The sequence below is a fragment of the Streptomyces sp. NPDC057682 genome (assembly GCF_042799575.1).
Lineage (GTDB): Bacteria > Actinomycetota > Actinomycetes > Streptomycetales > Streptomycetaceae > Streptomyces.
On sequence record NZ_JBHVIN010000024.1, the window covers coordinates 139,226 to 153,851 of the forward strand.

The 14,626-nt window shown below is 72.9% G+C and carries 12 protein-coding genes and 1 tRNA gene; 6 read left to right on the forward strand and 7 right to left on the reverse strand.

Going from position 1 to position 14,626, the window contains the following annotated elements; translation table 11 throughout:
- Nucleotides 1-35 precede the first annotated feature (35 nt).
- The 3 genes from ACFVDM_RS34580 to ACFVDM_RS34590 are packed head-to-tail and all read right to left on the reverse strand — an operon-like array spanning nt 36 to nt 2,446.
- Entirely contained in the window at nt 36-467 is a 432-nt protein-coding gene (locus ACFVDM_RS34580; protein WP_383650060.1) for an ASCH domain-containing protein, read from the reverse strand.
- 60 nt (nt 468-527) lie between these two features.
- Nucleotides 528-1,925 carry a GntP family permease gene (locus ACFVDM_RS34585; protein ID WP_383650063.1) on the reverse strand — a complete coding sequence of 466 codons (1,398 nt, stop codon included), beginning with the start codon at nt 1,923-1,925 and terminating at the stop codon, nt 528-530.
- 11 nt (nt 1,926-1,936) lie between these two features.
- The gene (locus tag ACFVDM_RS34590; RefSeq protein ID WP_383650067.1) at nt 1,937-2,446 is read right to left on the reverse strand and encodes a gluconokinase; all 510 of its coding nucleotides are present in this window, start codon (nt 2,444-2,446) and stop codon (nt 1,937-1,939) included.
- 156 nt (nt 2,447-2,602) lie between these two features.
- Between ACFVDM_RS34590 and ACFVDM_RS34595 the strand changes: the two genes are divergently transcribed.
- Nucleotides 2,603-3,304, forward strand: coding sequence for a FadR/GntR family transcriptional regulator (locus ACFVDM_RS34595; RefSeq protein ID WP_383650068.1), 702 nt, complete (start codon nt 2,603-2,605; stop codon nt 3,302-3,304).
- Between the two features lie 60 nt (nt 3,305-3,364).
- On the opposite strand, the gene ACFVDM_RS34600 is transcribed toward ACFVDM_RS34595, so the two are convergent.
- Nucleotides 3,365-4,078: a TetR/AcrR family transcriptional regulator gene (locus ACFVDM_RS34600; protein ID WP_383650071.1), complete on the reverse strand. Its 714-nt coding sequence runs from the start codon at nt 4,076-4,078 to the stop codon at nt 3,365-3,367.
- A gap of 100 nt (nt 4,079-4,178) precedes the next feature.
- On the opposite strand from ACFVDM_RS34600, the gene ACFVDM_RS34605 reads away from it, so the two are divergent.
- The 4 genes from ACFVDM_RS34605 to ACFVDM_RS34620 all read left to right on the forward strand — a co-directional run bounded on the left by ACFVDM_RS34605 (nt 4,179) and on the right by ACFVDM_RS34620 (nt 9,220).
- Entirely contained in the window at nt 4,179-5,693 is a 1,515-nt protein-coding gene (locus tag ACFVDM_RS34605; RefSeq protein ID WP_383650075.1) for an APC family permease, read from the forward strand.
- A 34-nt stretch (nt 5,694-5,727) separates the two neighbouring features.
- Nucleotides 5,728-7,365, forward strand: a complete 1,638-nt coding sequence (locus tag ACFVDM_RS34610; protein ID WP_383650078.1) for an amidohydrolase — start codon at nt 5,728-5,730, stop codon at nt 7,363-7,365.
- A gap of 140 nt (nt 7,366-7,505) precedes the next feature.
- Complete coding sequence (locus ACFVDM_RS34615; protein WP_383650082.1) at nt 7,506-8,591, forward strand: S-(hydroxymethyl)mycothiol dehydrogenase; 1,086 nt, start codon at nt 7,506-7,508, stop codon at nt 8,589-8,591.
- A complete protein-coding gene (locus tag ACFVDM_RS34620; protein WP_383650086.1) occupies nt 8,591-9,220 on the forward strand; it encodes an MBL fold metallo-hydrolase in 630 nt (209 codons plus the stop codon). The genes ACFVDM_RS34615 and ACFVDM_RS34620 overlap by 1 nt, the downstream gene beginning before the upstream one ends.
- A 13-nt stretch (nt 9,221-9,233) precedes the next feature.
- On the opposite strand, the gene ACFVDM_RS34625 is transcribed toward ACFVDM_RS34620, so the two are convergent.
- Complete coding sequence (locus ACFVDM_RS34625; protein WP_383650090.1) at nt 9,234-10,169, reverse strand: pseudouridine synthase; 936 nt, start codon at nt 10,167-10,169, stop codon at nt 9,234-9,236.
- 222 nt (nt 10,170-10,391) lie between these two features.
- Here ACFVDM_RS34625 and ACFVDM_RS34630 point away from each other — a divergent pair, with 222 nt between their 5' ends.
- Nucleotides 10,392-11,450 (forward strand): rhamnogalacturonan acetylesterase, encoded by a 1,059-nt coding sequence (locus ACFVDM_RS34630; protein ID WP_383650094.1) that lies wholly within the window; start codon nt 10,392-10,394, stop codon nt 11,448-11,450.
- A 52-nt stretch (nt 11,451-11,502) separates the two neighbouring features.
- Here the strand turns inward: ACFVDM_RS34630 and ACFVDM_RS34635 are convergent, their stop codons facing one another.
- Together ACFVDM_RS34635 and ACFVDM_RS34640 are read right to left on the reverse strand one after the other, a co-directional pair.
- A complete protein-coding gene (locus tag ACFVDM_RS34635; RefSeq protein WP_383650096.1) occupies nt 11,503-14,394 on the reverse strand; it encodes a glycoside hydrolase family 2 TIM barrel-domain containing protein in 2,892 nt (963 codons plus the stop codon).
- Between the two features lie 135 nt (nt 14,395-14,529).
- Nucleotides 14,530-14,617, reverse strand: a tRNA-Leu gene (locus ACFVDM_RS34640).
- Nucleotides 14,618-14,626: the final 9 nt, after the last annotated feature.

Sequence of the window (14,626 nt, forward strand, 5' to 3'; positions counted from 1 at the left end):
CGGGCCGGTGGGTGCGGACGGTCCGGTGCGGACGGTCAGCCGGTGGTGAGCCGTTCCACGACCCGGAACCGTTCCGCCACCACGTGGGTGTCGTCGTCGACCGTGAACCCCGGGTCCCCGAGGGCCTCGCGCATCTCCTCGCCGTGCCAGAACCGTTCGTGGTCCTCGCGCCATGCGGCGACCGAGGTGTGGTCCTCGCCCTCGTCCACGACGTGCTGCCGGTCGATGTCGCCGAGCCGCACGATCCGCACCTCGGTCACCTCGACGACGGCGACCTCCCGTCCCTCCGAGTCGATCAGCGCGGACCGCTCGCCGACCGGCGGAAGCTCCTCCTTCTCCCGCTCGTACTCGGCCAGCAGTCCGGTCGTGGAGACCTTCCTCCCGTCGAGCACCGCGGCGACCAGCCGGTCGCGCAACGGGCCGGGGAAGGCGAGCAGGAAGGGTTTGAGCGGTTCGCGGTTCGGCATGACGCAAGTCTGGCACCCCCTCCGGCGGAGGGGGTGCCAGACAGCGGGCGCCGGGGGCCGCTAGAGAATCAGCGACAGCAGCAGGACCAGGACCAGCGAGACCACGGAGATGATCGTCTCCATGACCGACCAGGTCTTCACGGTCTGCCCGACGTCCATGCCGAAGTACTCCTTCACCAGCCAGAAGCCGGCGTCGTTGACATGGCTGAAGAAGAGCGAGCCCGCGCCCACCGCGAGGACCAGCAGCGCCGCGTGGGAGGTCGACATGTCGGCCGCCAGCGGGGCCACCAGACCGGCCGCCGAGATGGTCGCGACCGTCGCCGAACCCGTCGCCAGCCGGATCGCGACCGCGATCAGCCAGCCCAGCAGCAGTGCGGGGATCGACCAGTCCTTGGAGAAGTCCAGGATCATCTGGCCCACACCGGCGTCGATCAGGGTCTGCTTGAAGCCGCCGCCCGCGCCCACGATGAGCAGCACACCGGCGATCGGGGCGAGCGACTTCTCCACGGTGGTGGAGAGCCGCGCCCGGGTGAACCCGGCCGCCCGGCCCAGCGTGAACATCCCGACGACGACCGCCGCCAGCAGGGCGATCAGCGGCGAGCCGATCACATCGGTGACCTTCTGGAGCCCCTGCTCGGGATCGTCCACCACGATGTCGACGAGCGCCTTGACCAGCATCAGGACGACGGGCAGCAGGATCGTCGCCAGGGTGGCGCCGAAGCTCGGCCGCCGGTCCAGGTCCTCCGAGGGGCGCTGCGGGATCATCTGCTCCGGCGCCTTGATGTCCACCCAGCGGGCGGCGTACCGGGAGAAGAGCGGGCCCGCGATGATCACGGTCGGCACGGCGACCAGTACACCCAGGGCCAGGGTGACGCCCAGGTTGGCGCCGAGCGCGTCGATGGCGACGAGCGGACCGGGGTGCGGGGGGATCAGTCCGTGCATCACGGAGAGGCCGGCGAGCGCCGGGATGCCGATCCGCATGAGGGAGTAGTTGCCGCGCTTGGCGACGAGCAGCACCACCGGGATCAGCAGCACGATGCCGACCTCGAAGAACAGCGGCAGACCGATGATCGAGGCGATGAGGACCATCGCCCACGGCATGGCCCGTCCGCTCGCCTTCGCGAGGATCGTGTCGACGATCTGGTCCGCGCCGCCGGAGTCGGCGAGCAGCTTGCCCAGGATCGCGCCGAGCGCGATGAGGACGCCGACGCCCGCGACGGTGGAGCCGAGGCCCGCGGTGAAGCTCGCTATCGTCTTCGCCGGCGCGGCCCCGGCGAAGGAGCCGAGGGCCAGCGAGCCGATGGTGAGCGCGAGGAACGCGTGCATCTTGAACTTGGTGATGAGCACGACGATGACGGCGATGCCCGCCAGGACGGCGATGCCCAACTGAGCGTTGCCGGCCGAGGTGATCGGTTCGACGGCGTCCGCTGCCAGCGTCTCGACGCTGAGACTGGTCACGGTGATGATCCTTAACTGTCGAGCCGGCGCAGCGCGTCGACGGCCCGCCGGGTGATGTCCTCGGGGGGGCCGGACACGTCGACGGCCACTCCGGCCTCGTCGTCCGCGAGCGGTTCGAGGGTGGCGAACTGCGAGTCGAGGAGCGCGGTCGGCATGAAATGGCCCGTACGTCCGGCCATCCGCTCCGCGATCAGCGGGCGGGAGCCGGTCAGATGCAGGAAGACGGCACCGGGGGCCTCGCCCCGCAGCCGGTCGCGGTAGGACCGCTTGAGCGCGGAGCTGCTGACCACCCCGCCGAGTCCGGCCCGGCCGTGCGCCCACTGCCCGATCGCGTCGAGCCAGGGCCACCGGTCCGCGTCGTCCAGCGGGACGCCGGCCGACATCTTGGCGATGTTCGCCGGGGGATGGAAGTCGTCGCCCTCGGCGTACGGGACGCCCAGGGCGTCGGCGAGCAGGGGGCCGATCGTGGTCTTGCCGGTTCCTGCGACGCCCATCACCACGACGACGTGGGGGGTGCTCATGTCGGTGCCTCGCTGTCTTCGTCGATGTCGTCCTCGACATCGGTCCGTCGCGCTACTGAAACCTATACGTACGACTTATTCAAGATGCTGTGACATAAACGTCGTACTTTTTGTTCCGGCGGTGGCCGCCCGGAAGCGCCCCCGTACGCTGGGGTCATGACCACACGGGGCCAGGGGCTGCATACACAGGTGCTGGACACCGTGGGCCTGGAGATCGCGGCCGGGGAGCATCCGCCCGGCAGCGTGCTGCGCACCGACGAGCTGGCGGAGCGCTTCGACGTCTCCCGTACGGTCGTGCGCGAGGTGATCCGCGTCCTGGAGTCCATGCACCTCGTCGAGTCCCGGCGCCGGGTCGGCGTGACCGTACGCCCCACCGAGGCGTGGAACGTCTACGACCCCCAGGTCATCCGCTGGCGTCTGGCCGGCGCCGACCGCCCCCGCCAGCTGCGCTCACTGACCGTGCTGCGCTCCGCGATCGAACCCGTCGCCGCCTCGCTGGCCGCCCGCAACGCCACCGCGCGGCAGTGCGCCGAGCTGACCGAACGGGCCCTCGGCATGGTCGCCACCTCGCGAGGCCAGCAGCTGGAGGCCTATCTGGAGCACGACATCGCGTTCCACCGGATCGTCCTGGACGCCTCCGGCAACGAGATGTTCGCGCGCCTGGGCGACGTGGTCGCCGAGGTCCTGGCCGGGCGCACCCACCACCAGGTCATGTTCGAGGACCCCGACCCCGCCGCCGTCACCCTGCACGTCCGCCTCGCCGAGGCCGTGCGCGAGGGCGACGCGGCCGCGGCCGAACGCCTCACCAAGGAGATCGCCACCGGCGCCCTGCACGAACTGGACGTCCTGGCCCCCTGATCCGCCGTAGCCCGTAGCCCGTAGCCTGTAGCTCGCTGCCGCCCCTGATCCGCCGCCCCGTCACCCCGTGACGTGCCGCAGCCGCGCGGCCGCCGCGGCCAGGACCATCTCCAGCGCCGCCGGATAGCCGCTGCGCCCCATCTCCGCCACCAGCACCGGCGCCGTCGCCGCGATGTGCGGATGCGTCTCGGCCGGCTGACGGGCGTAGATCTCCGGCCACGCCTGCTCCTCCAGCGCCCTGGCCCGCTCCGACAGCACCAGCGTGGACGCGTCCAGCGCCGCGAACGACAGCGTCTGGTCCACGAAGACGTGGTAGATCCGCACCGCCTCGGCGTCCGGGAACCCCGCGCCCCTCAGCACCCCGAGGATCGCCTCCACCGACCGGATCTCGTGGGTCCGCCCGGTCACCCGCGCACACGTCAGCATCGCCGCCTGCGGATGCGCCAGGTAGTCCGCGTGCATCCGCAGCCCCAGTGCCCGCAGATCGGCCCGCCAGTCGCCCGTCGGCCGCCACGCGCGCAGCGTCCGCCCGATCAGCTCGTCGGCCACCGCCAGCAGCAGATCGTCCGTGTCGCGGAAGTACCGGTACAGCGCACTCGGATCGCAGCCCAGCGCGGCGCCCAGCCGGCGCACCGTCAGCGCCGCCGCCCCGTGCTCGCCGATCAGCCGCAGCGCCGTCTCCACGATCAGCCGCTCGGAGAGCACCGTGCCCTGCTTGGTGGGGCGCCTGCGGCGCCGCGCGTCCTCCGGCACCACCCGCTCGCTCGCGTTCATGCCGGGCACCTTACGACAACGCAGTTGACGTGCGGAACCCCCGAGGAGTTCGATGTGCCGCCATCGGGGCCGAAGAGCGCCCCTCGGTAAAGGAGCGGCCGTGTCCTCTCGTCCTGCCCACCGTGACCAGCCACCCGCCGGCCTGCGCAAGAGCCTCGGTGTGGTGGACGGTTTCGCCATCGCGGCCTCGTCCACCGCCGCCACCACCAGCATCGGCATCGGACTCGGCGTGACCGCGGGCGCCGTCGGCCTCCACCTGCCGATCATCATGCTGCTGGCCTTCCTGCCGATCCTCGGCATCGCGGGCGCCTACTCCCGGCTCAACCGGGTCGAGCCCAACATGGGCAGCGGCTACGTCTGGGTCGGCCGCTCCCTCAGCCCCTGGCTCGGCTTCCTCGTCGGCTGGATCGGCATCGTTTCCACCGTCGTCTTCCTCGCCTACACCACGACCGTCACCGGCTCCGCGCTGATCCAGCTCGCCGGCGAGTCCGGACTGCACCGGCTGGCCGGCCTGCGGCTGGACCCCGACTCCACCGCCCAGTCCACCGCCCTCGGCATCGTCGTCCTGGTCGCCGTCACCCTCACCGCGGTCACCGGCATCCGCTCGGCCGCCAACCTCCAGAAGTACCTGCTGGTCTTCGAGTACGCCGTGCTCCTCGGTTTCTGCGGCTACGCCCTGTTCGCCGGCCCCCACCCCTTCAGCCTCGACTGGATCAACCCCTTCACGATCCCGTCCCTTCAGCAGCTCGCCCAGGGCCTTCTGCTCTCCGTCTTCTGCTTCTGGGGCTTCGAGTCCACCTTCAGCGTCAGCGAGGAGATCAAGGACCCCAGGGACGCGTCCCGGGCCGGGACCATCACCCTGTTCACCATGCTGGGCCTGTTCCTGCTCGGCTCCTTCGCCTTCCAGCGGGTCCTCTCGTTCGACGAACTCACCACCCACGGCGCCCAGGGCCTCACCTACTTCGGCGACCGCCTCGCCGGCGAACCGCTCGCCGCGCTGCCGCTGATCGCGCTCACCTTCTCCGCCGTCGCCTCCCTCCAGTCCGGCGTCATCCCCACCGTGCGCGGCATGTTCGCGATGAGCCGGGACCGCACGCTCGGACCGCTCTGGGCCAGGATCAGCCCCCGCTACGGCACGCCCGCCGCCGGCACCGTCGTCATCGGCTGCGTCGCCGCGGCCGTCGCCGTGCTCTCGCTCGTCATCCCGAAGGTCGGCGACCTCATCCTCGCCTCGGTGAACGCCATCGGCGTCGTCGTCTCGCTCTACTACGCCCTCACCGCGCTGGCCGCCGCCGCCCGCTTCCGGGGCGCCCTCCGGGAGAGCCCGTCCCTGGCCCTGCGGGCCGTGGTCCTGCCCGTCGTCAGCGCCCTGGTGCTGCTCGGCCTCGGCGGCTACCTCTGCTGGACCTTCTACACCTCCGCCGACCACTTCGAGATCAGCCCGGACAACGGCTGGTTCATGCTGCTCTGCCCCGCCGTCATGCTGCTCACCGGCGTCGCCGCGGCCGCCTGGGCCAAGTGGGCCCGGAAATCCCCCTACTTCGCCACCGGCCGCTCGGTCCCCCCGGCCGCACCGGCCGAGCCCGCCCCCGAACCCGTCGCCGAACCGGCCTGACCCCGCCCCGTACCACCCCACCGAACGGAACCCCATGCCCCGCGCCCACGCCGACCTCGTCCTCACCGGCGGCCCCGTCCTCACCATGGACGCCGCCCGCACCCGCGCCACCACCGTCGCCGTCACCGGAGACCGGATCACGGCCGTCGGCCACGACGAGGTCCGCGCCCTCATCGGCCCGCGCACCGAGGTGGTGGACCTCGCCGGCCGCCTCCTCCTGCCCGGCTTCCAGGACGCCCACGTCCACCCGGTCGCCGCCGGACAGGAGATGGCGCAGTGCGACCTCACCGACGCCCACGACGCCCGCGCCACGCTCGCCGCCGTCCGCGCGTACGCCGACCGCAACCCCGAACGGGAGTGGATCACCGGCGGCGGCTGGTCCATGGAGGCGTTCGAGGGCGGCGCCCCCACCCGGGAACAGCTCGACTCCGCCGTACCCGACCGCCCCGCCCTCCTCGTCAACCGCGACCACCACGGCGCCTGGGCCAACGGCCGGGCCCTGGCGCTCGCCGGGATCACCGCCGCCACCCCCGACCCCGCCGACGGCCGCATCGAACGCGACCACCGCGGCGAGCCCACCGGACTCCTCCAGGAGGGCGCCATGGACCTGGTCGCCCGCCACGCCCCCCGCTCCACCGCCGCCGACCGCCTCGCCGGGCTGCTCCGCGCCCAGCGCCTGCTGCACGCACACGGCATCACCGCCTGGCAGGACGCCATCGTCGGCACGTACGGCTCCATGGACGACGTCTCCGACGCCTACCTCACCGCCGATCGCGACGGCACCCTCACCGCCCGTGTCACCGGCGCCCTGTGGTGGGACCGCGAACGCGGCGCCGAACAGATCCCCGAACTCCTCGCCCGGCGCGGGGAACCGACCGGCCGCAACTTCCGCGCCGGCACCGTCAAGATCATGCAGGACGGCGTCGCCGAGACCGGCACCGCGGCCCTCCTCGCCCCCTACCTCGACGCCTGCGGCTGTGCCGGCGGCAACACCGGCACCAGCTTCGTCGACCCCGCCGAACTGTGCCGGTACGTCACCGAACTGGACGCGCTCGGTTTCCAGACCCACTTCCACGCCCTGGGCGACCGGGCCGTGCGCGAGGCACTGGACGCCGTCGAGGCCGCCCGTACCGCCAACGGCCGTACCGACACCCGCCCCCACCTCGCCCATCTCCAGATCGTCCACCCCGACGACATCCCCCGCTTCCGCGCCCTCGGCGCCACCGCCAACATCCAGCCGCTCTGGGCTTCCCACGAACCGCAGATGGACGAACTGACCATCCCCTTCCTCGGCGCCGAACGCGCCGCGCTCCAGTACCCGTTCGCCGCGCTGCTCGACGCCGGAGCCACCGTGGCCGCCGGCTCCGACTGGCCGGTCAGCAGCGTCGACCCGTTGCACGGCATCCACACGGCCGTCAACCGCGTGGCACCCGGCGGCGACGGACCGGTCTTCCTCCCCGGCCAGCGGATCTCCCTGACCGACGCGATCGCCGCGTACACGGCGGGATCCGCGTACGTGAACCACCTGGACGACACCGGCACCATCCGCCCCGGCGCCCTCGCCGACCTCGTCGTCCTCGACCGCGACCCGTACGGCGGACCCCCCGAGGAGATCGCCGAGACGAAGGTCCTGGCGACCTATGTGGGCGGACGGCGGGTGTACGGGGACTGAGCGGACGGCACGGCCGTACGGAGTGCGCCCCGGGGTACGTCCCCGCCGCTCCGGGGCGCGTACGGTGGTCCGAGATCGATCTGCCGGAAAAGTCGGCACAGGTCGGTCCCAGGACATGTCGGGAAAGGGAGTCCACGGGAATGGCGCAGCACGTACAAGGGGTCATCGCACCGGGAAAGAACGAGCCGGTCCGCGTCGAGACGATCGTGATCCCGGACCCGGGGCCGGGTGAGGCCGTGGTGAAGATCCAGGCCTGCGGCGTCTGCCACACCGACCTGCACTACAAGCAGGGCGGCATCAACGACGAGTTCCCCTTCCTCCTCGGCCACGAGGCCGCGGGCGTCGTGGAGTCCGTGGGCGAGGGCGTCACCGACGTCGCCCCCGGCGACTTCGTCGTCCTCAACTGGCGAGCCGTCTGCGGCCAGTGCCGCGCCTGTCTGCGCGGCCGTCCCTGGTACTGCTTCGACACCCACAACGCCAAGCAGAAGATGACGCTGCTCGACGGCACCGAGCTGTCCCCGGCCCTGGGCATCGGCGCCTTCGCGGAGAAGACCCTCGTCGCCGCCGGCCAGTGCACCAAGGTCGACCCCGAGGTCTCCCCGGCCGTCGCCGGACTGCTGGGCTGCGGTGTCATGGCCGGGATCGGCGCCGCCATCAACACCGGCCAGGTCGGCCGCGGCGACTCGGTCGCCGTCATCGGCTGCGGCGGGGTCGGCGACGCGGCCGTGGTCGGCGCCCGGCTGGCCGGAGCGGCGAAGATCATCGCGGTCGACATCGACGACCGCAAGCTGGAGACGGCGAAGAAGATGGGCGCCACCCACACCGTCAACTCCCGCGCCACCGACCCGGTCGAGGCCGTCCGCTCGCTCACCGGCGGCCACGGCGCCGACGTCGTCATCGAGGCGGTCGGCCGCCCCGAGACGTACGAGCAGGCCTTCTACGCCCGCGACCTCGCCGGCACCGTCGTCCTGGTCGGCGTCCCCACCCCGGAGATGAAGCTCGAACTCCCGCTGCTGGACGTCTTCGGCCGCGGCGGCTCCCTCAAGTCCTCCTGGTACGGCGACTGCCTGCCCTCGCGCGACTTCCCGATGCTGATCGACCTCCACCAGCAGGGCCGCATCGACCTCGGCGCGTTCGTCACCGAGACCATCGGGCTCGGCGAGGTGGAGCAGGCCTTCGCCCGCATGCACGACGGCGACGTGCTGCGCTCGGTGGTGGTCCTCTGATGGCCGCCCGCATCGACCACCTGGTCACCTCGGGCACCTTCGCCCTCGACGGCGGCGAGTGGGACGTCGACAACAACGTCTGGATCGTCGGCGACGACACCGAGGCCGTCGTCATCGACGCCGCCCACGACGCCGCCGCCATCCGGGCCGCCCTCGGCGGCCGTACGCTGCGCGCCATCATCTGCACCCACGCGCACAACGACCACATCGACGCCGCCCCGGAGCTCGCCGCCGCCACCGGCGCGCCCGTGCTGCTCCACCCCGACGACCTGCCGCTGTGGAAGCAGACCCATCCGGACCGGGCACCCGACGGCGAACTGGCCGACGGACAGGAGATCACCGTCGCCGGTACGGTGCTGACCGTGCTGCACACCCCGGGGCACGCCCCCGGCGCGGTCTGCCTGTACGCCCCCGCGCTCGGCACCGTCTTCACCGGCGACACCCTCTTCCAGGGCGGCCCCGGCGCCACCGGACGGTCCTTCTCGGACTTCCCGACGATCGTCGGCTCCATCCGGGACCGGCTCCTCGTCCTGGACCCGGAGACCACCGTCCGCACCGGACACGGCGACTCCACCACGATCGGCGCGGAGGCCCCGCACCTGGACGAGTGGATCGCCCGGGGCCACTGACCCGGGACCGTCCTCAGCCCTCCGGCCACGCGGAGAGCCGCAGCCCGCTCTCGAAGCGGCGCGGCTCTCCCGTGACCGGATCGGTGAACTCCAGCACCCTGGCCAGCAGTTGCAGCGGCCGCGCGAAGTCCTCGGCCGTGCCCGGGGGCACCACGGCGGGGTAGAGCGGATCGTGCAGCAGCGGCAGTCCCAGCGCGTTCATGTGGACGCGCAGCTGATGCGTCCGCCCGGTGGCGGGCAGCAGCCGGTAGCGGCCGAGTCCGCCCCGGTGCTCCAGCAGCTCGATCCGGCTCTCGCTGTTCGGCTCGCCCGGCTCCTCCCGGGCGGTGACCACCCCGCGCTCCTTCACGATCCGGCTGCGCACGGTCCGGGGGAGGACCAGCCCGGGATCGTACGGGGCGACCGCCTCGTACTCCTTGCGCACCAGCCGGTCCCGGAACAGCGTCTGGTACGCGCCCCGGTCGCCGGCCCGCACCACGAACAGCACCAGCCCCGCCGTCAGCCGGTCCAGCCGGTGGGCGGGCTGGAGGCCGGGAAGCCCCAGTTCGCGGCGGAGCCGGGCCACCGCCGTCTCGGTGACATGGCTGCCGCGCGGCGTCGTCGCCAGGAAGTGCGGCTTGTCCGCCACGACGAGACGCGCGTCCCGGTACACCACCCCGACCGGGAAGGGCACCGGCTCCTCCGGGGCGAAGTCCCGGTGGAACCAGAGATACCGGCCCGGTGCGTACGGCTCGGCGCCCGTCACCGGACCGTCCACCGAGACGAATCGGCCCCCGCTCAGCATCGCGTCGACCCGTGCCGCGCCGATCGCGCCCCCGAAGCGCTCCCGCAGATGGTCCCCGACCGTCGCCCAGGCCCCCGCCGGGTCCTCGGGGAGCCGCACCCGGACCGGGTCGACCCCCTCGTGCTGGGGGAGCGGCGGGGCGGGGGGCTTCGCCCGGCCCCTCATCGCAAGGCCCCGAGGCCGCCGGACGGTGTCGTGCTGGTTCTCATGGTGCCCGGAATCCTCCCACAGCGGACCGGCCGGCGGCGGCGCGGAATTCATGGGACTGAAAGGATTCAATCGCGGTGCGGGCGGGGTAGAAAGCGCTTGCGCGACGCGCGCTGCCGCCCCGGGAGGGGCGGCGCGGCACCCGCGCACCCCGCACCCGTGTCCCCGAAGGAGCCCCGTATGTCCCCCGTCCGCAGAACCGGACCCGCCCTGCTGACCGCCCTGGCCGCCGCGGTCTCCCTCGCCACGGCCGTCCCGGCCGACGCCGCCCCCGCCACCGGGAACGGCCTCCCGGCCGGCTGCTCCGGGAGCGCCCCGGTGGTGTGCCACATCGACGTGGCCCCCGGCACCTACCGCGTCACCGCGCGCCTCGGCGGTGCCACCGAGGGCCGGACGTCGGTGACCGCGGAGGCCCGGCGCACCCTGCTCGCCGAGACGGCCACCCCGGCGGGCCGTACGGTGGTCCGCTCGTTCACCGTCGACGTGCGCGAGCCGGAGGGCGAACCCACCGGCGCGAGCGGCAGCCCCGGGCTCGACCTCGTGTTCTCCGGCCCGGCCCCGCTCCTGGCCGGTCTGCACGTGGCCCCGGCCCCGCGCACCCCGCGGCTCCTCCTGATCGGCGACTCGACCGTCTGCGACCAGGCCACGGCCCCCTACACCGGGTGGGGCCAGGAGCTGCCCCGGTTCTTCCGGGCCGGCCTCTCCGTCGCCAACCACGCCGACTCCGGCGAGAGTTCGCGGACCTACCTCGACGACCCCCGGCTCTTCGCCACCGTCCGCCCGCTCGTCCGGCGCGGCGACACCGTACTGATCCAGCTCGCCCACAACGACAAGCAGACGACCGAGGCCGACTACCGCGCGAACCTCACCACGATGATCGACGGGATACGCGCCGAGGGCGGACGACCGGTGCTGGTCACCCCGGTCGTCCGCCGCTGGTTCAACGCCGACGGCACCCTCGACAACGGCACCGCCCTGCTGGTCAACGGCCTCGGCGTGGACCTGCCCGCGCAGATCCGGCGGCTCGCCGCCGAACAGGACGTCCCGCTCGTCGACCTCACCGCCCGCACCCGCCGCCTGGTCGAGGAACTGGGCCCTGACGCCTCCAAGGCGCTCTACCTCACCGACGAGAAGCGGGACAACACCCACACCTCGGAGACCGGGGCCACCGCGTTCGCCGGTCTGGTCCGCGACTCCCTGCGCGACCAGCACCTGCTGCCCGGACACCTCTTCCGCTGACGGGGTCCCGCCCCGGCCGCGGCCGGGGCGGGAGGCTCCGGAGGCAGCGGGTTCAGCCCAGCGCGGAGAACACGAACGAGAACTCCGCGGGCGCCGCGTCGAGCCGGTACTCCGGCAGCACGCCCGGACCGCAGGACTGCGATCCGATCCCCTGGAGGGCGTGGTCCAGATGGACGTGGACCCGGTCGCCCGCCACCAGGTCCGGCCGGTGCTCCGCCGCGTCCAGCCGCTCGTCCGTCCAGCGCCGGGCCGTGAACCAGAAGGGTGTGACGCCCTCGGCCCGCAGCCCCCGGCCGCCCTCGTCCGTCAGCTCGGCCCACCGGACGCCGGCCCGCGCCCCGTTCTCCTGGGGCCGGACGTACGGCGTCTGCAGCGCGTCGACGTCCGACCGCCACCGCCCCAGCAGCGACGCGGCCCGGGTGTCCGGATACGCCTCGCCCGGACCGCCGCCCAGCCAGGCGGCCTCGCCGTACGCCGAGGGCAGCGCGAAGCCGATCCCCAGCCGGGGCAGCGGCACCCGCCACTCGCCCTCCGGCACCACGGACACCGTCAGCCCCAGCCGGTCCCCGTCGGCCGTCCAGCGGTACACCGTCCGCAGCCCCACGTCCCGCCCGGCCGGAGCCACCCGGGTCCGCACCACCAGTGCCTCCCCGTCCGTCTCCACCGCGTCGGTCCGGTGCCGCATCCGGTGCAGCCCCCACTCCCGCCAGCGCAGCCCGTACCGCTCGTCCGGCTGCCACGCCGCACCGTTGTCGTTGTCCGTCGGCGCCCGCCACACGTCCAGCCGCAGCCCCTCCACCGGCACGTTCCCGATGCGGACCGGGACACCGGACGCCGCGTCGAACACGCCCGGACCGAGAGTGATCCGCCCACCGGAGCGCACCGGACGCGCGCCCGTGGCCGGGGCGGGGACCGCGGGTGCGCCGCGTTCGGCCTGGCCCCAGGCCACCACATGGCCACGAGCCGCCCAGGCGGTGTCCTCGGCGAGCACCGCCCGCACCGTCCACACCCCGTCCGCGTCGCCGGGGCCGCCCGGCACCACCTCGGCGGAGGCGCCCGGGGCCAGCTCCGGGACGTCCAGGGTGCCCGAGGCGACGAGCAGCCCGTCCACCTCGTGCGACCAGAGGAACTCCAGGTGCCCGGTCCCCGAGAAGTCGTACCCGTTGGTCACGGTGAACGCGCCCGCCCCCGGGCCCGGGGCGATCCGCACCGGCTCGACGACCTTCTTGTACTCGACGAGCCCGGGGGAGGGGGTGCGGTCCGGGAAGAGCAGCCCGTCGCAGACGAAGTTCCCGTCGTGCAGCTCCTCGCCGAAGTCCCCGCCGTAGGCGAAACCGTGCCGGGGGTGGGCGATGCCGTGGTCGATCCACTCCCAGACGAAGCCGCCCTGGCAGCGCTCGTACCGCTCGAACAGCCGCTGGTACTCGCTCAGTCCGCCCGGTCCGTTGCCCATCGCGTGCGCGTACTCGCACATGACGAACGGCATCGCGCGCCGCCGCGCGTCGAGTTCCGCGTCGGGCCAGGGCTCCTCCGCGCGCCGGCCGATCAGCTCGACCTCGGCGTGCGTCGGATACATCCGGGAGTAGAAGTCGACGTCCTTGCAGGACAGGTCGCCCTCGTAGTGGAGCAGCCGCTCGGGGTCCCGGCCGCGGATCCAGCGGGCCATCGCGGTCAGTCCCTCGCCGGTGCCGCACTCGTTGCCCAGCGACCAGACGATCACCGAGGCGTGGTTCTTGTCGCGCTCGACCATGCGGGCCGCCCGGTCCAGCAGCGCCGGGGTCCACCGCGCGTCGTCGACCGGGTTGCCCCGCCACTCCAGATCGACGAAACCGTGCGTCTCCAGATCGCACTCGTCGATCACCCACAGGCCCAGCTCGTCGCAGAGGTCCAGGAAGTCCGGGTGCGGCGGGTAGTGGCTGGTGCGGACCGCGTTGATGTTGTGCCGCTTCATCAGCACCAGGTCCCGGCGCATGGTCGCGGCGTCGACGGTGCGCCCGGTCTCCGGATGGAACTCGTGCCGGTTGACCCCGCGGAAGAGCAGCCGCCGCCCGTTGACCTTGATCACGCCGTCCTCGACGAGGACCGTACGGAACCCGATCCGCAGCGGGACTCGCTCGCCGGGCGTCACCAGCTCGGCGTCGTACAGCCGGGGCGTCTCGGCGGTCCACGGCTCGGCCGGCACCGTCGCCGTCGCTCCGGTCGCGAGGTCCAGACCCAGCTCGGGCACGAGGACCCGGCCCTCCGCTCCCTCGCACTCCACCCGCAGGGTGCCCGTGCCGTCCCGGTGGTCGTAGCCGGCGTGCACGAAGAAGTCCCGCGCGGCGCCCTGCGGCCGGTGCTCCAGGGTCACGTCACGGAAGATCCCCGGCAGCCACCACTGGTCCTGGTCCTCCAGATAGCTGCCCGACGACCAGGCGTGCACCCGTACGGCCAGGACGTTCTCCCCGGCCCGCAGCAGCGGCCCCACGGCGAACTCATGAGGCAGCCGGGACCCCTTGAAGTCGCCCAGCACCTCCCCGTTCAGCCAGACCCGGGCGCAGGACTCCACCCCCTCGAAGCGCAGGACGGCCTCGCCGTCGTCCGGCCAGTCGGCGGGCAGTTCGAAGGTCCGCAGATGGTCGCCCGTCGGATTCCCGTCCGGCACCCGGGGCGGGTCGACGGGGAAGGGGTAGACGACGTTGGTGTAGGCGGGAGCGCCCCCGGCCCCCTGGAGCACCCAGTGCCCCGGAACGGCGACCGTCCCCCAGGCCGAGGCGTCGAAGCCGGCCCCGGCGAACGACTCGTCCTCGCTCCCGGCCCCGGGCGAGAGCCGGAAGGCCCATGTGCCGTTGAGGGACATCCGCCGGGCGTCGGAGACCGCGGACCGGGCCCGGGGCGGGAGCCCGCCGGACCCCGGGCTCGGGTCCTCGTACCAGGTCAGCGGATCGGTGTCGGTGCGACTCATGGTTCTCCTTGTGAGGAATCACCTGTCTCGGAGCTGACGCTAGCCGCGAATGAACCGTTTCAACAAGGGTGGGGGCGTACTGTGCCCGAACAACGCGAAATGCCGACCAGGATCGCTCCTGATCGGCATCTCATGTGGTGTCCGAGGGGGGACTTGAACCCCCACGCCCGATAAAGGGCACTAGCACCTCAAGCTAGCGCGTCTGCCATTCCGCCACCCGGACTAGGTGTCT